Annotated in this window: 18 protein-coding genes; 10 read left to right on the top strand and 8 right to left on the bottom strand. The window is 69.5% G+C overall.

What is annotated here, in order from left to right:
- Positions 1-25: 25 nt before the first annotated feature.
- Positions 26-1,069 (bottom strand): Rv2578c family radical SAM protein, encoded by a 1,044-nt coding sequence (locus tag RT2_RS07030; RefSeq protein ID WP_072843845.1) that lies wholly within the window; start codon positions 1,067-1,069, stop codon positions 26-28.
- A gap of 87 nt (positions 1,070-1,156) precedes the next feature.
- Here RT2_RS07030 and RT2_RS07035 point away from each other — a divergent pair, with 87 nt between their 5' ends.
- The 5 genes from RT2_RS07035 to RT2_RS07055 all read left to right on the top strand — a co-directional run bounded on the left by RT2_RS07035 (position 1,157) and on the right by RT2_RS07055 (position 7,338).
- Positions 1,157-2,071, top strand: coding sequence for a DUF5995 family protein (locus tag RT2_RS07035; protein ID WP_072843846.1), 915 nt, complete (start codon positions 1,157-1,159; stop codon positions 2,069-2,071).
- A gap of 12 nt (positions 2,072-2,083) precedes the next feature.
- Entirely contained in the window at positions 2,084-3,730 is a 1,647-nt protein-coding gene (locus tag RT2_RS07040; protein WP_072843847.1) for an FAD-dependent monooxygenase, read from the top strand.
- Between the two features lie 164 nt (positions 3,731-3,894).
- The gene (locus tag RT2_RS07045; RefSeq protein ID WP_072843848.1) at positions 3,895-5,433 is read left to right on the top strand and encodes an arylsulfatase; all 1,539 of its coding nucleotides are present in this window, start codon (positions 3,895-3,897) and stop codon (positions 5,431-5,433) included.
- A gap of 4 nt (positions 5,434-5,437) precedes the next feature.
- Positions 5,438-6,379, top strand: coding sequence for an HAD family hydrolase (locus tag RT2_RS07050; RefSeq protein WP_072843849.1), 942 nt, complete (start codon positions 5,438-5,440; stop codon positions 6,377-6,379).
- Between the two features lie 23 nt (positions 6,380-6,402).
- Positions 6,403-7,338: a formylglycine-generating enzyme family protein gene (locus RT2_RS07055; protein WP_072843850.1), complete on the top strand. Its 936-nt coding sequence runs from the start codon at positions 6,403-6,405 to the stop codon at positions 7,336-7,338.
- On the opposite strand, the gene RT2_RS07060 is transcribed toward RT2_RS07055, so the two are convergent.
- The 7 genes from RT2_RS07060 to RT2_RS07090 all read right to left on the bottom strand — a co-directional run bounded on the left by RT2_RS07060 (position 7,333) and on the right by RT2_RS07090 (position 15,533).
- Complete coding sequence (locus RT2_RS07060) at positions 7,333-7,716, bottom strand: YidH family protein (RefSeq protein WP_072843851.1); 384 nt, start codon at positions 7,714-7,716, stop codon at positions 7,333-7,335. The genes RT2_RS07055 and RT2_RS07060 overlap by 6 nt on opposite strands.
- A gap of 24 nt (positions 7,717-7,740) precedes the next feature.
- Positions 7,741-8,316, bottom strand: coding sequence for a TetR/AcrR family transcriptional regulator (locus RT2_RS07065; RefSeq protein WP_072843852.1), 576 nt, complete (start codon positions 8,314-8,316; stop codon positions 7,741-7,743).
- Complete coding sequence (locus RT2_RS07070; protein WP_245709158.1) at positions 8,313-10,286, bottom strand: MFS transporter; 1,974 nt, start codon at positions 10,284-10,286, stop codon at positions 8,313-8,315. The genes RT2_RS07065 and RT2_RS07070 overlap by 4 nt, the downstream gene beginning before the upstream one ends.
- Before the next feature lie 95 nt (positions 10,287-10,381).
- Positions 10,382-12,427 (bottom strand): 5-oxoprolinase/urea amidolyase family protein, encoded by a 2,046-nt coding sequence (locus RT2_RS07075; protein WP_072843854.1) that lies wholly within the window; start codon positions 12,425-12,427, stop codon positions 10,382-10,384.
- Positions 12,427-13,092, bottom strand: coding sequence for an urea amidolyase associated protein UAAP2 (locus RT2_RS07080; protein WP_072843855.1), 666 nt, complete (start codon positions 13,090-13,092; stop codon positions 12,427-12,429). The genes RT2_RS07075 and RT2_RS07080 overlap by 1 nt, the downstream gene beginning before the upstream one ends.
- A complete protein-coding gene (locus tag RT2_RS07085) occupies positions 13,089-13,997 on the bottom strand; it encodes an urea amidolyase associated protein UAAP1 (RefSeq protein ID WP_072843856.1) in 909 nt (302 codons plus the stop codon). Before RT2_RS07085 ends, RT2_RS07080 begins: the two co-directional genes overlap by 4 nt.
- A 3-nt stretch (positions 13,998-14,000) precedes the next feature.
- Positions 14,001-15,533 carry an amino acid permease gene (locus RT2_RS07090; protein WP_072843857.1) on the bottom strand — a complete coding sequence of 511 codons (1,533 nt, stop codon included), beginning with the start codon at positions 15,531-15,533 and terminating at the stop codon, positions 14,001-14,003.
- Positions 15,534-15,727: 194 nt separating this feature from the next.
- Between RT2_RS07090 and RT2_RS07095 the strand changes: the two genes are divergently transcribed.
- The 5 genes from RT2_RS07095 (at position 15,728) to RT2_RS25340 (ending at position 21,741) form a co-directional block, all read left to right on the top strand.
- Positions 15,728-17,170: a putative nucleotidyltransferase substrate binding domain-containing protein gene (locus tag RT2_RS07095; RefSeq protein ID WP_245709159.1), complete on the top strand. Its 1,443-nt coding sequence runs from the start codon at positions 15,728-15,730 to the stop codon at positions 17,168-17,170.
- The gene (locus RT2_RS07100) at positions 17,167-17,886 is read left to right on the top strand and encodes a Fic family protein (RefSeq protein ID WP_072843858.1); all 720 of its coding nucleotides are present in this window, start codon (positions 17,167-17,169) and stop codon (positions 17,884-17,886) included. The genes RT2_RS07095 and RT2_RS07100 overlap by 4 nt, the downstream gene beginning before the upstream one ends.
- A 39-nt stretch (positions 17,887-17,925) precedes the next feature.
- Complete coding sequence (locus RT2_RS07105; protein WP_072843859.1) at positions 17,926-19,014, top strand: tyrosine-type recombinase/integrase; 1,089 nt, start codon at positions 17,926-17,928, stop codon at positions 19,012-19,014.
- 509 nt (positions 19,015-19,523) lie between these two features.
- Positions 19,524-21,314, top strand: coding sequence for a tyrosine-type recombinase/integrase (locus tag RT2_RS07110; RefSeq protein WP_169888199.1), 1,791 nt, complete (start codon positions 19,524-19,526; stop codon positions 21,312-21,314).
- The gene (locus RT2_RS25340; protein ID WP_139191130.1) at positions 21,304-21,741 is read left to right on the top strand and encodes a DUF6262 family protein; all 438 of its coding nucleotides are present in this window, start codon (positions 21,304-21,306) and stop codon (positions 21,739-21,741) included. The genes RT2_RS07110 and RT2_RS25340 overlap by 11 nt, the downstream gene beginning before the upstream one ends.
- Positions 21,742-21,799 lie beyond the last annotated feature (58 nt).

A 21,799-nucleotide genomic window follows, 5' to 3' on the forward strand; every position in this document is an offset into this window, starting at 1 on the left:
AGGGCCGGCTCGGACCAGGATCGACTCAGAACAGGGTCAGCGCGGCCGGCGCCCCGGCACCGACGAGCTCGTGCAGCGGCCGCGGTGACGCCTCCTGCCGGTGACCGTCGCGCCCGCCGAGGCCGTACTCCTCCACCAGCGGCGCCACCCGGCCGCGCAGCCACTGCTTGTACTCCGGGGTCACGTAGGCGCCGCGGCCGTAGAGCTGCCGGTACCTGCGCACCAGCGCCGGATGCTCCTGTGCGAGCCAGTTGAGGAACCAGCCGCGGGTGCTGCCGCGCAGGTGCATCGGGAAGACCGTCACCCCGCTCGCGCCCGCCTCCGCGAGCGCACCGAACAGCCCGTCCAGGTGCCGGGTGGAGTCGGTGAGGAACGGGATCACCGGCGCGACCATCACATTGCAGTCGAAGCCCGCGTCGGTGATCGCCCGGATCAGCTCCAGCCGTGCCCGCGGGGACGGGGTGCCCGGCTCGACGGCCGCCTGCAGGTCCGGGTCGTGGATGGCCAGCGACACCGCAACGGAGACCGGCACCTGGCGCGCGGCCATGGTGAGCAGCGGCAGGTCCCGGCGCAGCAGGGTGCCCTTGGTCAGGATCGAGAACGGCGTGCGGGACTCCGTCAACGCGCCGATGATGCCCGGCATCAGCCGGTAACGGCCCTCGGCCCGCTGGTACGGGTCGGTGTTGGTGCCCAGCGCCACCGGTTCGCCCTTCCAGGACCGGCGGGCCAGTTCGCGGCGCAGCACGGCCGCGATGTTCGTCTTCACCACCACCTGGCTGTCGAAGTCCGCGCCGGCGTCGAGGTCCAGGTACTCGTGGGTGGGCCTGGCAAAGCAGTACCGGCAGGCGTGGGTGCAGCCGCGAAAGGGGTTGACCGTGAACCGGAACGGCAGGGCCGAGCCTTCCGGCACCCTGTTCAGCGCCGACTTGCACAGCACCTCGTGGAAGGTGATCCCCTCGAACTCGGGGGTCTGTACGCTCCGCACCAGTCCCGCGCGCGCCAGCCCGGGAATGGCCCCGTCGTCGTCCGACGACTGCCCGGCGTCGAGAGCCTGCCCCTGCCATCGCATGCCTACAGTCGAACACTCGTTCTAGGTCAAGTCAACCCCTCGCGCCGTCGCCCTGCCCGCGGGCCCGCCGCTGGCTAGGCTTCGCCGATGAGCCCCCGTCGGTCCGCCGCGCGAACGGCCGGGACTCGTCTCGCAGCCGTCGCCGCACTGTCCCTGCTCTGCTCGACCGCACTCGCCCCGGACGCCGGGGCGACACCGGTCCCCGACACCGCCTGCGGCACCGCGCTTTCCGACGCCGAGATGGCTACGGTCGCCGCGCTCTCCGACACCGGCACCGTCACCGCCGCCGATCCCATGGCGCGCCTCGAGGACGAGGCGTCCCGGCAGCAGCGAATCGCCGAGATCCTCGTCGCGCATCGCGACCGGCGCGGACTGTTCGGCATCGGACTCGACGCCGTCGTCCAGGCCGCGGTCATGCCGCTGCAGCGCAACCCCGCCGCGTTCGCGACGCCGACGTGGGCGCACGCGGTCAGCACGGACCTGCTGCGTCGCTACCTGGTCAACGTGCATGCGGAGTTCACCGGCGGCCCGGTCGATCCCGCCTGGCAGCGCTACTTCGCGCTCGCCTACGACTGCACGCAGTCCCCCGGCCGGGTGGCCATGGTCGGCTACAACACCCACCTGACGATCGACCTCGCGCGCGCGGTGGCGGCGACCGGCGCGGCGCAGCCGAACGTGCCCGACTTCTACAAGATCGTGGACTCGATCGCCACCGACGGCGACGCGATCGTCACCAGGACGAAGGCGGTCTACGGCGCGGACCTGGGACCGCTGTGGCGCTTCTACTTCCTCGGCGAGGGCCTGGACCGGCTCGCGGGCGAGGGTGTCGCGTCCGAAATGCTGCTGCGCGCCGCCGACAGCGGCTACAACACGCTGACCCTCGCCAACGGCTTCGCCCTGCAGGACCCGCAGACCGCCCCGGCCGCGGCGGCGGAGATGGATGCGCTGTGGACCGCCGCGGACGGCGCCGTCGAAGTCCTCGCCCGCCTCGGCGGACTCTGAGACAATCGGGACATGACTTCGGCGGTCGACCCGAAGATCCCGCACACGAGCACCGACGTCCTGGTGGTGGGTGCGGGACCTGTCGGTCTGACGGTGGCTCTCGAACTCCGGCGACACGGCGTGGACGTGATGGTCGTCGATCGACTGGCGCAGCGGGCACCGTTCGCCAAGGCGGTGGGCATCGCGCCCCGCACCCTGGAACTGTGGGACTCGATGGGCGTCGTCCGCCCCGCGCTCGACGCCGGCATCACCATGCGAGGCCAGCTGGTCTACGTCAACGGCACGCAGACCGCCCAGCTGGAACTCTCGCTGCCCGAGCAGGTGCCGTACCGCTTCCTGGCGCTGCCGCAGTACGAGACCGAAAGGGTGCTCGCCGAGGCGCTGACCGAGCGCGGCGGCCGGGTGCAACGCGGCGTCGAGTTCGCCGGGTTCACCCAGGACCACGACCACGTCGTCGCGACCGTCCACGGCCCGAGTGGCGTTTCGACCGTCGTGTGCCGGTACCTGGTCGGCTGCGACGGCGCGCACAGCCTGGTCCGCAAGGGACTCGGCGTCGGGTTCGAGGGTGACGCCTTCCCCGAGGAGTACATGCTCGCCGACGTCGAACTCGATTGGTCCGCGCCCGTCGGGTTCGGGGTCCGCGCGATGCACCAGCGCGACGGCGTCACCGACGACCTGCTGGTGTGCATCCCGCTGCCGGGTGAGCGCCGCTACCGGGTCTCGATGCTGGTGCCCGACGAACTCGCCACCGCGCCACCGGGATCCGGGGAGGTCGCACACGGGCTCGAGGGCGGACGTCGGCCGGAGCTGCGGCACGTGCAGGCGGTGCTGGACCGGCTGGCGCCGCAGCCGACCACCGCCTCGCGGTTGCGGTGGTCGTCGGTGTTCCGGATCAGTCACCGACTGGCGTCCCGCTACGGCGTAGGTCGGGTGTTCCTCGCCGGGGACGCCGCTCACATCCACCCGCCCACCGGCGCGCAGGGCATGAACACGGGCATCCAGGACGGCTGCAACCTCGCCTGGAAGCTCGCGTTGGCCGTGCGCGGGCAGGCCGCGGACGGACTGCTCGACAGCTACGACGCCGAACGCCGCCCGGTCGGCGAGGAGGTGGTGGGGCGCACCGTGCGGCAGGCCCGCCACGGCATCGGCGCGGACGAAACCGATCCCGCCGTCGTGATCGCCCGCGAGGCCCAGCTGCTGGTCGGCTACCCGGACAGCCCGCTCGTCGGCGCGGACCCGGCCGACGCCGCCCCCACGTCCGGACCCACTCCCGGTCAACGGGCCCCCGACGCCACCGGCCTGACCCAGGACTGCGCCGCCGTTCCGACCCGGGTGCACGCACTGCTGCGCCACCCCGGCCACACCCTGCTGCTGTGGGCAGCCGACAGTGCGGACTGGACGACGCAACGGGCGTTGGCCGCGGCCGTCGACCAGCGGTTCGCGTCCGCGGTGCGCACCTACGTCCTGGTCGACCCCGCCGCCGACGTCCCGGACGCCTCGGGCATCACCCTCCGCGACTCCGCAGGACACTTCGCCGCCGGGTACGGCGCCGCCGGCCGATCCGGATTCCTGGTCCGCCCGGACGGTTACCTCGGCCACCGAGCGAACGAGATCGCCCTCGCCGGCCTCGCCGGAAACCTGGCCCGCACCCTGCGCTGACCCGGAACGGCCGTCGTCGGCCGGGACGCGGCGGGGTCTCACCCGGTGCGGGTGATGCGGCGAACTGCTCTCCCGAGCAGCGTCGGAGGTGCCACATCCCTGGTGCCCGGCGCACTGTATCCGCACGGGCACCGCATCCGACCGCACATGCGAGGAGCCGAACGATGGCGGACACCAAACCCAACATCCTGGTGATCTGGGGCGACGACATCGGAATCACCAATCTCAGCTGCTACAGCGACGGGCTGATGGGTTACCGGACACCGAACATCGACCGCCTCGCCGACGAGGGCATGAAGTTCACCGACTCCTACGGCGAGCAGAGTTGCACGGCGGGCCGCGCCTCGTTCATCACCGGCCAGAGCGTGTACCGCACAGGCATGAGCAAGGTCGGCATCCCGGGCGTCGACGTCGGACTGTCCGACGAGGACCCCACCATCGCCGAACTCCTCAAGCCGCTCGGATATGCCACCGGGCAGTTCGGGAAGAACCATCTCGGCGACCTCAACAAGTACCTGCCGACCGTGCACGGGTTCGACGAGTTCTTCGGCAATCTCTACCACCTCAACGCCGAGGAGGAACCCGAGCTGCCCGACTACCCGAGCGCGCAGGACTACCCCAAACTGCACGAGGTGATGATGCCGCGCGGTGTCCTGCACTGCTGGGCCACCGAGGAGGATGCAGGCGAGGTCGATCAGCGATACGGGCCTGTCGGGAAGCAACGCATCGAGGACACCGGACCGCTGAGCAAGAAGCGGATGGAGACCATCGACGACGAGACGGTGTCCGCGGCAATCGACTTCATCAAGCGGCAGAAGGAATCGGAGACACCGTTCTTCGTGTGGATGAACACCACGCACATGCACTTGCGGACCCACACGAAACCGGAGAGCCTCGGCCAGGCCGGGCACTGGCAGTCGCCGTACCACGACACCATGGTCGATCACGACAAGCACGTCGGCAGGCTGCTCGACGCGGTCGACGAACTGGGCCTCGCCGAGGACACCATCGTCATCTACAGCACCGACAACGGTCCCCACGCCAACACCTGGCCGGACGGCGCGACCACCCCGTTCCGCAGCGAGAAGGACACCAACTGGGAGGGCGCCTTCCGCGTCCCCGAGGTGATCCGCTGGCCGGGCAAGATCCCCGCGGGCGTGGTGTCCAACGAGATCGTCCAGCACCACGACTGGCTGCCGACCTTCCTCGCCGCCGCGGGCGCACCGGAGGTGGTCGATCAGCTGAAGACCGGGCACGCGGTCGGCGACAAGACGTTCAAGGTGCACATCGACGGCTACAACCTGCTCCCGTACCTCACCGGCGAGGTCGAGACGTCCCCGCGTCGGGGGCTGATCTATTTCTCCGACGACTGCGACGTGCTGGGCATTCGCTTCGACAACTGGAAGATCGTGTTCATGGAACAACGCGCCAAGGGCACCCTCGGGCTGTGGGCGGAGCCGTTCACGGCCCTGCGGGTACCGAAGGTGTTCAATCTGCGCACCGACCCGTTCGAGCGGGCCGACATCACCTCGAACACCTACTGGGACTGGTTCCTCGACCACGACTACATAGCGATCTACGGAACTTTCATCACGAGCCAGTTCCTCGAGACCTTCAAGGAGTTCCCGCCGCGACAGGAGCCGGCCAGCTTCACCATCGACCACGCGGTGGCCAAGCTGCACGCCTTCCTGGCGAAGGACTGACGCCGTGGGGACCGATCTCGGATCCTGGGCGGACGGCCCCGCGCGGTCCGCGATCGTCGACTTCGTCGAGCGGGTCACCGCCGCGGGCGGCCCTGACTTCGTCGAACCCGCGGACCGGGTGGCCGTCTTCGACAACGACGGCACCCTCTGGTGCGAGAAGCCGATGCCCGTCCAGCTCGACTTCACCGTCCGGCGTTTCGCCGAGATGGCCGCGGCCGATCCCGCCCTCCAGCAGAAGCAACCCTGGAAGGCGGCCCACGAGCACGACCTCCACTGGCTCGGCGCGGCGATGGTCAAGCACTACCGGGGGGACGACGACGACCTGAAACTGCTGATGGGCGCGGTCACCGAGGCGTTCGATTCCGTCACGGTCGAGAACTACGACGCTCGGGTCCGGGCCTTCTTCGACGGCGCGGACCACCCCACGCTCGGCCGCCCCTACCGCGGTTGCGGATACGCGCCGATGGTCGAGTTGTTGCGCTACCTCGAGGCGAACGGCTTCGCGAACTACATCGCCTCCGGCGGCGACCGCGACTTCATGAGACCGGTCGCCGGCCGGCTCTACGGGGTGCCGCCGGAACGCATCATCGGCAGCGCCCTCGGCCTCTCGTACCGCGAGGGTGCGGACGCGACGGACCTGCTCTACAAGGCCGCGATGGACTTCTTCGACGACGGACCGGAGAAGCCGATCCGGATCTGGAGCCGGATCGGGCGGCGGCCGATCCTGTCGGTCGGCAACTCCAACGGCGACCTGCCGATGCTCGCGTTCTCCGGGCAGCCAGACCGCCCGGCCCTGCGGATGCTGATCCTGCACGACGACGCCGACCGCGAATTCGACTACGTCGCAGGCGCCGAGGAGGCCCTCGATCACGCACGGGAGAGGGACTGGACCGTGGTAAGCATGAAGCACGACTGGACCAACGTCTTCTCGTCGGCCGTCACCTGATCAGGGAAGAAGGGAAGGCTTCGTTGGAAACGCAGACCGTCTCCGAGGTCCGGCACATCCCGTCTCAGACCTTCACCATGGGTTCGGATCGGCACTACCGGGAAGAAGGCCCGTCGCATCGGGTGGCGGTCGACGCGTTCGCCATCGAGACCCACCAGGTCACCACCGAGCAGTTCGCCCGATTCGTCCGGGACACCGGGTATCTCACTGTCGCCGAACGCCCGCTCGACCCCGCCGACTTTCCCGGGGCGCCCGCGGAGAACCTGCAACCGGGGTCGATGGTGTTCACCCCGACGCCGGGCCCGGTCGACCTCCGTCACCTCAGCCAGTGGTGGACCTGGACCGTCGGCGCGTCCTGGCAGCATCCCACCGGTCCGGCGTCCACCACGACCGGCCGCGAGCGACATCCCGTCGTCCATGTCGCCCACGAGGATGCAGCTGCCTACGCCCGGTGGGCCGGCCGGTCACTGCCCACCGAGGCGCAGTGGGAGGCCGCCGCCCGGGGCGGCCTCGACCACACCGACTTCACCTGGGGCGACGCCCCCGAGCCCGAATCTGCTGCGCTGGCGAACTTTTGGCACGGGGACTTTCCGTGGCGGGCCGAGCCGGGCTACGGCGCCACGACCGTCGTCGGCAGCTTCGCGTCGAACGGGTACGGCCTGTACGACATGGCGGGCAACGTGTGGGAGTGGACCGCGGACTGGTACTCGGACCGGCACCCCGACACCGCGGAGTCGTGCTGCGCACCGAGAAACCCGCGCGGGCCCGACATGTCGCAGAGCTTCGACAGCCGCCAACCCCAGTTCCAGGTGCCCCGCAAGGTGATCAAGGGTGGCTCGTTCCTGTGCGCCGACAGCTACTGCCGGCGGTACCGTCCCGCGGCGCGTCGGCCGCAGATGGTCGACACCGGGATGAGCCACATCGGGTTCCGCTGCGTCGCCGCTGTTCCCGGTTCATAGCAGAACCGCCACGGCGACGAGCGCCAGCAGCGTGACGATGGTCGTCGTGGCGATCGCGGCGAAGGTGGCGGGTGCGAATTGCCCGGACTCGAGCTGCCGGTCGACGGCCCGGTACCGGAGGGTGCCGTAGGCGGACACCAGGAGTCCCGCGCCCATCAGGATGAGCCCGGCCGCGACTGCGTGGCCGCCACGGTCCGGCGCAAATTTCGCCACCGCGACACCGAGAGCAGCGACGCTGATGCCGGTTCGATGCCATGCGAGGTAGGTTCGCTCGTTCGCGAGGTGGTCGCGAGCCGTGCTTCCGACATTCGGGCGGGTGGGGCCGAAGATGTCCGGCCGGCGAGCTCGTCGACCACGATGCTCGCCTCGTCGGGTCACACCTCAACAATGGCAGGCGCGCGGTCACCCGTCGAGTGTCGCCACCGGCCCCGGACTGTCGGGCCCGTCGACGATCGTCTGCACCAGTGCCCCGTATCGCTCGATCAGATCCTCGCGGGCGATGACCTCGGGGCCGAGCAGCCCCATCGTCCGCGTCCCGCCCGCCAGTCCCAGCAGTGCGGCGAGCACCAGGTGTGAGCGCACCTGGGCATCGGACCGGTCGCCGATGCGCTCGGCGATGGCGGCGACGTAGCGGCGCTCGTAGTCTGCCCGCGCCGCATCCTGGTCGTCGGACTCGTGGATCAGCAGCAGCACGGTCGCCAGGGGGTCGGGCGCGTCGCTGTCGCGTCGCTCGACCAGACGGCGAACGAGCCCGTACCCCACCGGTTCCCGGGCACCCTCCCCCGCGTCGAGGGTCGGCTCGGACGGGTCCGCGGCGGCCAGCAGCGCGGCCTTGCTGCCCATCAGTTTCATCACCATCGCGGGCGAGCACCCGGCCCGGGCGGCGATGTCCTTGATCGTGGTCGCGGTGTAGCCGCGCCGGCCGAACAGTTCCCGGGCGGCGGCCACCACCGCGTCCCGGGTCGTAGCTCCGCTCACGGGGCTCGCACCGCCTCCAGGTCCTCGGCCAGGTCGACGTCGATTGTCGCCGACTGCGCCAACACGAATATCTGGCGGGTGCTGGTGCACCGACTGCCCGGCTCGAGCGCGGTGAACAGGTAGCGGCCGGTGGGTGGCAGCGCCAACTGGTACCGGCCGTCGTCTCCGCAACGCGTGGACGCGACGAACTCCCCGGTGGTCTTGGCCAGGGTCACCACGGCCGCCGTCGCGGGCATCCCGCCCGCGCTCACCCGTCCGCGCAACCGGAGCCGCTCGGCGAGCACCACGCTCTGGCGGGTGCGAGATTCGTCGAACTCGAGCACCTGCGACCGGGGCGCCCACCCGTCGGCGCTGGCGACCACCAGATACGGACCCGGCGCGGGCAGCACCACCGAGAACTCACCCGCCTTGTCGGCGCGACTCCAGTCGACCGGCTCGCCGCTCGTGCGGAACACCGACACGACCGCGTGCCGAATGGGCTGCAGGTCGGCATGGAGGACGGATCCGGTGACGACGAGTTCCTCGGGTGCACCAACAGCATCGGCCGGAATCGGCGCGACAACCGGTGCCGACTGCTGCCGCGGGATGAAGGCGGCGACGAGTGCGGCCACGGCCCCTGCGACGGCGGCCATCGCGAAGACGACCTTGAACGCGCCGAGCGCCGGGAACACCTGTCCGGCCACCTCCACGGTGATCGCGGTGAGGACCGCGGAGATGACGGCGCTCGAGACCGAGGTGCCGACCGACCGCAGCAGTGCGTTGAGGCCGTTCGCGGAGGCCGTCTCGGTGATCGGCACCGATCCCATGATCAGCATCGGCATCGCCGCGTACGCCATGGCCGTGCCGGTGGTGACGAGCATGGCGCCGGCGACAATCATCGGCACCGACCCGGTGAGGAAGATCCGCAGCGTGAACGCGCCGGCCAGGACGAGCGCACCGGCGACGAGGGTGCGCTTCGCGCCGACCCTGCCGATCAGCCGGCCCGCGATCGGCGCGACGACGACCATCATCAGCCCGGCCGGCATCATGCACAGCCCGGCAACCAGCACCGACAGTCCATGCCCGTACCCGGTGACCGTGCTGACCTCCAGTTGCTGCGTGGTGGACAGCATGTTGGAGTACATGGAGATCCCGACCAGCAGCGCGCTGATGTTGGTCAGCAGCACCGGCCTCCGCACGGAGGTGCGCAGGTCCACCATCGGCTGGTTGACGCGCAGCTCGTAGGGGAACCAGGCGGCGAAGGCGACCAGCGACACCACCAACGCCAGGATCGTCGGCTCGCTCCCCCAGCCCCAGGTGCCGCCCTTGGAGATGGCCAGCAGCAGCGCGGTCAACGCCACGGACAGCAGCACCGCACCGCCGTAGTCGAAGCGGCCGGGGGTGCGCACCGGAGACTCGGGTACGACGGCCAGCACCGCGACCAGCAACGCCACGCCAACCGCGGCGGACAGCCAGAAGATCGCCTCCCAGCCGAAATGCTCGTAGACCAGGCCCGACAGCGGCAGGCCCAGTGCGGAACCGATCCCGAGCGTCGCGCTCATCATCGCGGTCGCGCCGGCAACCTTCGACTTGGGCAGCTCGTCGCGCAGGATGCCGATGCCCACCGGCACCAGCGCTGAGGCGAATCCCTGCAGTCCGCGGCCGACGAGCATCGCCGGGAACGTGGCACCCACCGCGGCGATCACCGAACCCAGCACCATTGTCAGCAGCGAGACGACCATCATCCGGCGCTTGCCGAACATGTCCGCCAGCCGCGAGACGATCGGTGTCGCCACCGCCGCGGTCAGCAGCGTCGCGGTGACCAGCCAGGACGCGCTGGCGTAGTCGATGCCGAGGATCCCGGGAAAGTCCGCGAGCAACGGGATGATCAGGGTCTGCTGCAGCGCGACGACGGTGCCGGACATGCACAGCACGGTGACCAGCACGGTGCTCGACGTCCGGCCCGTCGCCTGATTCGAATGGGTCGACACGGGGTACTCCAGGGGCCAGCGGTGAATGAGCGTTCACCGCCGAGTGAACAGGCATTCACCCTTCCCGCGCAAGCCGGACATTTCGCCCCGCCCCGTCAGGCCGCCACCTCACCGGGAGCACTCGACGACGGGGTGCGGGCGAACTCGCCTGCCGCCGACCAGGCCTCGCGCTCGGCGCCGAACGCCGCGGCCTGGTCGGCCCGGAACCCGGCGATCGACTCGGCGTTCTCGGCGACGAACCGCTCGTGCTCGGCGAGCGAGAAGGTGCCGTCGGTGATCTGGACGCCGCCGGGCCCGCCCGCCGCGGTCTCGGCGCGCAGTTCGAGCAACTCGTCGGGTTCGACCGGGTACCAGGAGATCCGGTCGAAGAAGCGCAGCAGCCAGGGCGTGCCGTCCTCGAACGGCCCCGACCGCTCCGGGTGCCGGTGGTTCCACACCTGGGTGGTGCGGCCGACGAACTGGTAGCCGCCGGGCCCCTCCATCCCGTAGATGCACAGGTAGGCCCCGCCGATCCCGACCGCGTTCTCGGGCGTCCAGGTGCGCGCCGGGTTGTACTTGGTGGTCACCAGGCGGTGCCGCGGGTCGAGCGGCGTGGCCACCGGCGCGCCCAGGTAGACGTCGCCGAGGCCGAGCACCAGGTACTGCGCGCCGAACACGGTGTCGAACACGTCGGCCACCGAGTCCAGTCCGTTCATCCGCCTGATGAACTCAATGTTCCAGGGGCACCACGGGGCGTCCGCGCGTACGCCGTTCATGTACCGCTTGATGGCCTCGCGGGTGGACGGGTCGTCCCAGGACAGCGGCATCCGGACCGCCCTGCTGGGCACCACCAGCTCCGACAGGTCCGGCAGCTGGTCCTCGGCCTCGGCCAGCAGGCCCATCAGTTTGGGCACCGGCAGCACGTCGGGGTCGACGCGCACCTGCAGGGACCGGATCCCGGGTGTCAGGTCCAGCAGGCCGGCGGGCTTCTCGGCGTCGAGCCGTTGGTGCAGGGCGTGTGCCCGCGCCCGCAGCGCCAGGTCGAGGGTCATGTCGCCGTACTCGACAAGCACGTTGTCGTCGCCGGAGCGGCGGTAGGTGACGGCGGTGGCGCCGTCGCGGCGGGCGATCACCCCGTCGTCGCCGTCGCCGCCCGCCCCGAACACGGCGGGCAGGCTGGCCCGCCGGCCCAGTCCCAGTTGGCGTTTCGAGGCGGCGCGCTCCGCGCGGATCGGCACGAAGCGGACCGTGTCGCCGGGGCTGAGCTGGCCGAGCTTCCAGCGTTCGGCCGAGACCACGGTGACCGGACAGACGAACCCGCCGAGGCTCGGGCCGTCGGGGCCCAGCAGGATCGGGGTGTCCCCGGTGAAGTCGAGGGCGCCGACGGAGTAGGCGTTGTCGTGGATGTTGGACGGGTGCAGGCCGGCCTCGCCGCCGTCGCCGCGGGCCCAGTCCGGCTGCGGCCCGACCAGTCGGACGCCGGTGCGGTCGGAGTTGAAGTGCACCTGGTAGTCGGTCCGGTACAGGGTGTCGATGTCCTTGCGGGTGAAGAACTCCGGCGCCCCGTGCGGGCCCTCGGTGACGGCGATCTCCCAGCGTCCGCCGATGACCGGGCGGTGTTCCATCGGAACCGGTTGCGCGGCGCCGGGGTTCGCACTCCCCTCGCCGCAGCGCAGCACGTCACCCTCGCGCAGGGTCCGTCCCTCGTGGCCGCCGAACCTGCCGAGCGTGAACGTCGCACCGCTGCCGAGGTAGTCGGGCACGGTGAGGCCGCCGCGCACCAGCACGTAGATCCGCAGGCCGGGACCGGACGCCGCGCCCACGTCCAGGACCCCGCCCGCCGGCACCTCCACCGGCGCCCACGACCGCACCGGCAGTCCGTCGACCCGGACGCTCGCGGGGGCGCCGGTGACGCAGACGGTGGTGGCCTCGTCGAATCGCAGGGCGGGGCCGGCCATCGCGCACTCGAGTCCGGCGGCGCCCTCGTCGTTGCCGAGCGCGACGTTGCCGAGCCGGAACGACAGGTCGTCCATCGGACCCGACGGCGGCACCCCGATCTGCCAGTAGCCGACCCGGCCGGGCCAGTCCTGGACGGTGGTGAGCATGCCGGGACGCTGGACAGTGACGGTGTTGCAGCGGCCGTCTCCGCCGGCGGGGCTCATCACGACGCCTCCGGCCGGGTGACGATCATCCGCACCTCGGTGGGGTCGAATCCGTTGCAGGGGTTGTTGACCTGCGGGCAGTTCGACACCAGGACCAGGGTGTCGACCTCCGCCCGCACCGCCAGTCGCTTGCCGGGCGCGGACAGCCCGTCCACGATGCCGAGGGTGCCGTCCGCGTCCACCGGCACGTTCATGAAGAAGTTGATGTTGGAGACCAGGTCCCGCTTGCCCAGGCCCCACTTGGCGCCCTCGATCAGGAAGTTCTCCACACAGGCGTGCTGGTGCCGGGTGTGGTGCCCGTACCGCAGCGTGTTCGACTCCTGCGAGCAGGCGCCGCCGACGGTGTCGTGGCTGCCAACCTCGTCCGCGACCAGGGTCATCAGGGCGGTGCCGTCGTCGGACCGCAACACGCTGCCGGTGGTGAGGAACAGGTTGCGCTGCGCCGCAACCGTTGCCGCGGCGCTGTAGCGGACGGTGTGGTCGTCGGCGGCGTAGAGCAGAGTGTCGACGGCCTGGTTGCCGTGCAGGTCGACGATCGTCAGGACGTCGCCGGCCCGGACGATCGCGGACCAGGGCCCGCGGGCCCCGACGATCTCGTCGAGCACCACCTCCCCGGGAACCAGGGCGAGCGAACCGGGTGCGGGAACGGTACGGGTGGAGGTCATTTCGCGTCCTTTCCGAACTGCGGTGCGGCGGCGGCCGCGGCGTCCTCGGTGTTGAGCACGGCCCGCTGGTACTCCGGGTCGTCCCCCGACCCGGCGCCGGAGACCAAGGCATCGAGGTCCTCGGGGGCGGCCCAGGCGAGCACCTCGAGCGAGGTGGTCGGATAGGTCGGTGCGGGGTCGAGCGGGTGCGCGGTGTTCGCGATCAGCACGATCACCGGCAGGTGCACCAGCAGTTCGAGTTCCGTTCCGGCCCCGGCGGTCCCGACGCTGGTGAGTGCGCCGTCGGACTCCACCCGCACGCCGTGGAAGAAAGTGAGCACCGGCGGCAGGTCGCGGGCGGTCAGGCCGTGCTTGGCGGCCGCGAGGGTGAGCAGTTCACGGCCCGCGGGTGCGCCCGAATGCGCGCTGCCCTCGCCGTACTTCGCGGTGTTGGCGGCCAGCGACGTGGTGCCGCAGAAGGCGTCGTGCCGGCCGGAGGTGTCGGCGACGACGGTGGCGAGCACCCGGCCGGCGTCGGAGAGCAACGGGTGCCCGGTGCCAAGGTAGGCCTGCCACGGCACCTTGACGGTGTCGGCGACGTTCAGTCGTTCGTGGGTCGCGTCGGCGCGGTAGAGCAGCAGGTTCGCGCACGCGGCGCCGTCGAGATCGCGCAGCCGGAGCCGAGTTCCGCGGGCCAGCACCTTGGCGGTGTACCGGCCGCCGGGCACGGTCTCCGCCCAGGTGAGCCGGTCGGCGGCGACGCCGGCGGGCGGGTTCGGCCAGGCGGACGCGGGCAGCACCGGCATCGAGTCGGTGACCGTCCCGGCTTGCGCGCGGGCGTGGTCGCGGGCGGCGGCGGTGGTGGCGGTGTCGTTGACGGCGGTGCCGTTGACGGCGACGGTGTTCGCTGTGCTGGTGGTGGACACTGCTCAGGCTCCAATCGTGACGGGGTTCGGGACGGCCTTGCCGCGTGGGTAGCAGAGCGCTCCGATGAGCACCACCACGACGACGGTCAGCGGGCCGGCCCACTGCAGGACGGGGTACTCCCCCGTGGGGTTGAAGATCTCGGCGCGCGGCCAGGCGAGGTTGACCACCATCGCGACGCCGTAGGCGACGGCGGCGATGTTGACCGGGAGCGCCCACCTGCCGAGCGAGAACAGCGGCTTCCCTTCGGCGTCCACCTGGGGTCCGCCGTTCGGCCAGCCCTTCAGCCGCCGCACCAGCAGCGGAACAGTGACCAGCAGGTAGGCCAGGTAGATCAGGATGATGCAGACACTCGACAGGGTCGCGAAGATCGCCGAGTTGCCGACGTTGACGGCGAGGACCGCGATGCACAGCAGTCCGATGAGCACGGACGGCGCGATCGGGGTTCCGGTGCGGGGGTTGACCTTCGAGAGCGTCGCCGAGGCGGGGAGCCGGCCGTCGCGGGCCATCGAGAACATCAGCCGCGACGCCGCGGTCTGGATCGCCAGGGTGCAGACGAACACCGCGATCGCGACGTCGATCAGCAGCAGCGTTCCCCACGGCGAGGACAGGATCGAGTTCAGCACGTACGGCAGTCCTTCGGTGGCGAGCCGCCCGTCGGTCAGGCTGGGCGCGGCCATCAGCGCTCCGACGATCATCAGGCCGCCGCCGAGGGCGGACACCGACAGCGCGAGACGGATCGTGCGGGGTGCCACGCGGCGCGGGTTGCGCGTCTCCTCGGCGAGTTCGCCGGCGGATCCGAACCCGACCATCACGTAGGCGGCCATCAGTCCGGAGACGATCCAGGCCCAGATGTAGCCGGGCTGCCCTCCGGCCGCACCGGTGTCGAACACCACCTCGGGCCCGCGCTGGGCGTGGGTGAAGAACATGCCGATCACCGCGATGACACCGACGATCTCGCAGGTGACGCCGATGTTGTTGATCCGCGACATCCAGTTGACGCCGATGCAGTTGATGACGGTGGTCAGCACCAGCAGCACCGAGCCGAGGAGCACCGCGTTGGCCGCCCCGGACGACGACAGGAGCGACGGGTCGTCGCCGACGACCTGGAAGCCGCTCCACACGTTCGGCAGCACCACCTGCAGTGCGATGGCGGCGGCGGAGGCGGTGACGATCTGCGCGAGGATCATGAACCAGCCGGCGAACCAGCCGATCACCTCCCCCGCCATCCGCCGCGACCACTGGTAGATCGCGCCGGAGATCGGGTACCGCGCCGCGAGTTCGGCGAAGCACAGCGCGACCATGAACTGGCCGAGGAACACCACCGGCCAGGTCCAGAAGAAGGCCGGCCCGGCGAAACCGAAGCCCAGACCGAACAGCTGGAAGATCGTGGTCAGGATCGAGACGAACGAGAATCCGGCGGCGAACGAGGCGAACTTGCCGAGCGAGCGGTGCAACTGTTGCTCGTACCCGAACTCCGCGAGTTCGTCGGAATCCGGATGACTCTGGTCCTTCGGCTGTGATGCGACGGTCGTCATGTGCTCTCCCGGGTGGCGGAGTATCTGTCGGTTGACAGTTTTTCCGCCGCCCGTTCCCCACGGGTGTCCCCCCGGTTTCGCGATGTAGCCATTGCGTTGCGGCTCAATGTCATCCGTTTCGTCGACGTTGCGGCTTCCTCACCGCCTCCCCCGGCAGACTTGCGGCACCGGCCGGCCCTGCGAGGATGGGCCTCATGACCGAAGCCGGTGCCCCGCGCGTCGCTCCGCTCGTCGTTCGCGACCCGGCGATGCGTCCGGCCGGCGAGCTCCTGCGCGGGCCCGCCCTCACCTGCGCCCCCGAGACGCCGGCGCGCGAGGCGGCCGAACTGATGACCCGCGCCGGCCGCCGCTGCGTCCTGATTCCCCTGGCCGAGGGCGCGCACGGGATCTTCACCGACGGCGACCTGCGCCGGAAGGTGGTGGCCGCGGGGCTGACCACCGCCACCCCGGTGTCGGCGGCGATGACCGCCCCGGTCCGCACCGTGCCCGCCGACCGGCTCGGCGCGGACGTGCTGATGGACATGCTCGAACTCGGCGTCCGGCACATGCCGGTGCGGTCGGCCTCCGGCGCACTGCTCGGCGTGCTCGAGGACGTGGACCTGCTCGCCGCCGCGACCCGCAGCGGGTTTCTGCTCCGCGGCGAGGTCGCGCGGGCGGCCGACCCGGACGCGCTGGTCGCGGCCGCCGCCCGCGTCCCGGACCTGGTGCTGGGGCTGTGGCGGGCGCGGGTGGCCCCGCTGGACGTCAGCGCGATCCTGTCGGTGATCGTCGACGCGGCCGCGGCCCGGGCGCTGCAGCTCGTGACCGCGGACCGCGACGGCGGCGCGGCGCCGTTCGCCTGGCTCTCACTCGGCAGCGTCGCGCGCCGCGAGGCCATGCCCGGCTCCGACGTGGACAGCGCGCTGGCCTGGGCCGACGAGGACCCCGATGCCTGCGCCGAGGACCTGATGGCGATCGCCGCACGCGTGCACGACCTGCTGGACCGTTGCGGCTTCCCGTCCGACGACAAGGGCGCCGTCGCCGCGCGGCCCAGGTTCGCCCGGTCGGGTGGTGAGTGGCTGCGCGCCACCGGCGGTTGGATCGCCGATCCGTACCAGGACAAGGGGATCGTGATGATCTCGCTGCTGACCGACAGCCGGGTGGTGTGGGGCGCGGATCGACTCGGCCTTGCCGCCGTCGTCGCGGAGCGGGCCCGGGCGAACCCCCAGGCGCTGCGACTGCTCCTGCGGGAGGCGGTCGAGGACAAGGCCCGGATCCATTCGCTGCGCCAGATCCTGACCCGGCGAACCGAGACCGTGGACCTGAAGTCGCAGGGCGTGATGCCGATCGTCAACGTCGCTCGCTGGGCGGGCCTGGCCACCGGGTCCGACGCGGGGTCGACGACCGCACGACTGCAGGCCGCGTCGGGCGGCGGACTGCTTCCCGACGACGACGCCCGGGTGCTGGCCGAGTCCTTCGACGTGCTGCAACAGATCCGGCTGCGGCACCAGTGCGAACAGCTCGAGCAGGGGTTGCCGGTCACCGACGAGCTGGCCATCGCCACGCTGACCCCGCTCTACCGCAGCCTGCTGGCGAACGCGGTCCGGGAGGTCGCGGGCGTGCAGCGCAAGCTCGCGTACGCGGGACCGGCGACATGACCGCGCCGGCGGCGCCGCGGCCCGCGGCCCGGTGGCCGGAGCTGTTCGCGGACCTCACCGACGGCCAGACACACGCGGTCGAGCAGACGGTCGCCGCGGAGCGGCTCGAGGGCTGGCGGCCACGGCGTGAGCACGTCACCGACCTGGTGGCGTTGGCCACCTGCGACGGCAGTCACGCCGACCGCCTGGCCCGCTGGCGGTCGGAGGCCGCCGCGCTCCCCGTCGCCGGACGCCGCCGCCTCGCCCTGCCGCGTCCGTACCTGGTGACCGGGACGTCGGTGCTGCGCAACAACTTCGGCTTCCGCGACGGCGGACAGCTGCGCGAGGTCGAGTTCCCTGCGACCGCCGCCCGGCTGCTGCAGGCCCACCTAGGGGCGGCGACCCCGGTGCGCTCGGTGGATGCCGAGCACATCCTGCGCCTGCACGGGCAGGTGTTCGGCGACGTGTTCGGCTGGGCCGGGCAGACCCGGTTCGTGGAGCTGTCGAAGAACGGCGACGCCTTCGCGCCGGTGGCCGCGATCGGCCGCTACCTGCGGGAAGTCGAGATCGCCGTCGCGGTGACCGACTGGCCCCGCGTCGACCCGGGCCGGCTGGCGTACGCGCTCGCCGCGGTCTACGCGACCTACAACCACGCGCATCCCTTCCGCTATCTCTACTTCCTTGCACTGTGTCCATCACGTGTGACACGAAGCCGTAAGCATCGCGAAACTCTGTGACGGACGGATTATCTTGACTGTCCAACAGCGGAGGTCAGGATGCGAGTTCAGCTGGTCATTGCGCCCCACGACGAGAGTCGTTCCTGGACTCTGCTCGACGACGATCTCAGCGTGCTCGAGCCGGTGGAGTCCTACTTGGCGCACCTCTCCGCGATCGGACGCTCCCCCAACACCGTTCGCGCCTACGCCCACGATTTGAAGGACTTCTTCACATACCTACGCCGTTGCGAGCTCGTGTGGGACCAGATCCAGCTCGAGGACGTTGGACGGTTCATACCCTGGCTCGGGCTGTCTGACGACGCGCGCCGAGGCGGAACGTCGACTGTCCCGCTGCGTGGGTCCCGGTGCTCCGCGGTCACCGTGAACCGAAAGTTGTCGGCCGTGTCCTCGTTCTACGAGTTCCAATCCCGACACGGCGTCCAGTTGGCCGAGTCGATAACGGCCTGGCAGCGACAAGGACAGCTTGCGGGGTCATGGGAGCCGTTCCTGGCGCACCTGGGCGGCGACCACAATCCAGTACGCAAACGGATGATTGCGCTGAAGACGGATCAGCACGATCCGAAGACCCTGACTCCAGATCAGGTCGAGGCGGTGATCGGAGCATGCGATCGTCTCCGCGACAGGTTCCTGTTCATGCTCTTGCGTAGCTCTGGACTCCGAATTGGAGAGGCGCTCGGGCTGCGTCACGAAGACCTGAATCCACGGCGGGGAGATGTCGCGATCCGAGCGCGCACCAATACAAATCACGCGCGAGCAAAGACCCGGTCTCGTGTGGTGCCGATCCCTGCGCGAGCCTTCGTGCTGTACAGCGACTATCTGCACGAAGAATACGGACCTCTTGACTCCGACTACGTGTTCGTCAATCTGTGGGGTCAACCGCACGGCGAAGCGATGACGTACTCGGCGGTCCACGGCTTGGTCTGTCGGATCCGCAACCAAACCGGAATCGCTTTCAGCCCGCACACCTTCCGGCACACCTACGCGACCGAGCTTCTACGGCAGAGCGTGCCGGCCGAAGTTGTACGAAATCTCCTGGGACACGCGTCCATTTCAACGACGGTCGACACCTACGGTCATCTGAACCTCGAAGATGCACGGGGCGAACTCGAGAAGGCTGGTGTCCTGTGAATCCGATCCGACTGCTCGATCCCCAACCAGAAGGGCAGCTCACTGGACGAATCGTCGCAGCCCTCCGGCCGAAATTTGATGAGCGGATAATCTCCCCGGAAGCCGGCGACCCAATGCTCGGATTGCCACCATGCCGAGTCGACAACTGCGAACGCGGTGCAGTCAGCCCGAGGAAGTTGTGCTCTGGGCACAACTCGCGGTGGATTCGGGACGGAAAACCCGAGGTGGATGGCTGGTTGCAGGTCGGACAACCACCGATCAGGCGGGGTGGGGTTCTGGCATCGTGCATCGTTCCCGATTGCCGCCGCGGCCGGTCAATGGCGAAACTCTGCGGGAGCCACTACCAGAATTGGCGCAAAGTCGGCGAACCGGAACGCGACAGTTGGATCGCAGCGGGCGGGCCGCGCACCCTTGATCGTCAGCCCGTCTGTGCGATAGGCGGATGCGAGCTCGACGCGGACACTCGTCGAAGGCCATTGTGCGCCACTCACCAGACGAGGTGGCGCAAGGTGGGCGAACCACCAATCGACCAGTTCGTCGCGGATTGCGCTGCGCGGACTGACGTTGTGAACACGGACACCTACGACCTGCGCGGACTACCCGCTGGCCTGGCCCGAGAGATTCAGTATGGATTGCAGTGCAGGGCCGACGAGAACCGGCTCAAGACCCAGCCGCGTCGGCTTATGCCGCTGATCCGCAGCCTCGAGCGACAGGGAACCGTATCCCTTCGCGAGCATCCGCTCGACGAGTGGACATCCATGATTGCCGAGATTCCCGGGCTGGGGTGGCAGAGCACCTCTGTGGCGTTTATCCGGGACTGCCTCGACTACTTGGAGCGGTTGGAGGGCCGAGTCGGCTGGGATGCCGAATATCCCAAGGACATCTGGAGGCTCAAGAACATCGGACTTCCTCGTGAGCGGGTTGCCACGCTGCGATTCGATCGCATCCAGCCTGAGTGGATCCGTGAGTCCGCAAAGCGGTGGTGCCGCTGGCGCCTCTCCACCGGGAGCAGCGCGACCGCAACCGCAGCAAACCTGTTCGCAGTCACACGATTCGGGCAGTTTCTTGAGAGGACTGGACGCCAGGTCCCGGTTCCCTCGGCGCTCGATCGCCCAGTCATCGAGGACTACCTCGCCTGGGTGTCGATCGAATGCCCCGATCCCTGCACTCGACGGAAAGATCTCGGCGGGTTCGCATCTTTCCTACGCACGCTTCAGCAGCACAGGTGGGAGCCCGGCCTCTCACCAGGGGCAATGATCTTCAACGAGGATTACCCCGACGCCCCTGACCTGAAGGAGAAGGCACTACCCGAGTTCCTCGCTGCACAATTGGAGCTCGAGTCCAATCTGTCCCGCTTCAGGGAACCGCGCTTCCGTGTTTTGACCGAGATCCTTCAACGCACCGGGATACGTGTCGGTGACGCCCGTCGACTCGGCATCGACTGCCTCGACCACGACCAGCACGGCGCTGCCTACCTTCGCTACCGCAATCACAAGATGCGGCGGGACGCTCGAACCCCCATCGACGACGCGCTCGCCGGCTCCATCGCGGCCGAGCAAAGGCGGGTCAGGCAGCTGCACCCGACCGGTTCGGTCCTGTTCCCCATGACCCGGAACAATCTCGACGGAGATCGGCCAATCGATCGCGCCTTATACGCGAAGTACCTCAAAGAATGGATCCGCGAGTGCGGAATCCGCACGGCGACCGGTGACCCTGCCCACGTGCACCCCCACCAGTTCAGGCACACCTACGCCACCCGACTGATCAACACCGGGGTGCCACAGCACGTCGTCAAGAAGCTCCTCGACCACGACTCGGACACCATGACTGCGCACTACGCGAGGCTGTCGATGGAGACCGTGCGCGAGGAATGGTCCAAGGCAACCAAAGTCAATATTGCCGGCCACGAGGTCCACGAGGTCGACGGTGAACTCGCCGACGCCGTCTGGCTCAAGAACAGTCTGTCCAGGGTGAAAATGGCACTCCCGAACGGCTTCTGCACTCTGCCCCTGCAACAGACCTGTGAGTACGCCAACGCCTGCCTGACCTGTCCAATGTTCCTCACGACGACGGAGTTCTTGCCCCAGCACAAGTCCCAGCTCACCGAGACACAGGCGTTGGTCCAGTCAGCACGTCAGCACGGACACGAACGAGTAGCCGAGATGAACGAGAAGGTGGAACGGAACCTACTCAACATCATCGGATCCTTGGAATCCAAGAAGGCAGGCTGCTGCGGACCCGACAGCCCGTGTCAATGCAGACAGAGCGAAGAACCCCGTGAGGTGAACGGTGCACGCTGATAATTCCGCGGCCCTGGCGGAGAACGCCCGTGAGCGCGCTCGCCAGACACTTCAACGGGCCACGCGACTGCTTGCGGAGCTTGAGAAGGCCCAACGGCCGGTCAGCATCGTCGACTTCGCGCATCAAGCTCAGGTGTCTCGATCGTGGATCTATTCCCAACCGGATGTGATGAACCGACTTCAATCTCTGCGGCTCCGAATGATCGACGCAAGGGCAACCCGTCCGGTCGCCGCTTCCCGCGCGAGCGACGACTCACTGCTCATGCGACTCGAACTCGCCCACCAGCGTATTCGCAAACTCAGCGAAGAGAACGCCGAGCTACGCCAGCAGCTCGCCCGTTCCCTCGGGGAGCTGCGCACCGCACGACTCGGTGTTCATGTCAACGGCGAGACCAAAGTCCGGCGCAATGGCGACGCCGACTCTTGAGCCAACAAGGAGCGAGCCGACACAACGAGCGCCTGTAGCAAGTACCCCACCTACGAGT

Source organism: Rhodococcus tukisamuensis NBRC 100609, assembly GCF_001894985.1.
GTDB classification, from domain to species: Bacteria; Actinomycetota; Actinomycetes; order Mycobacteriales; family Mycobacteriaceae; genus Rhodococcus_G; species Rhodococcus_G tukisamuensis.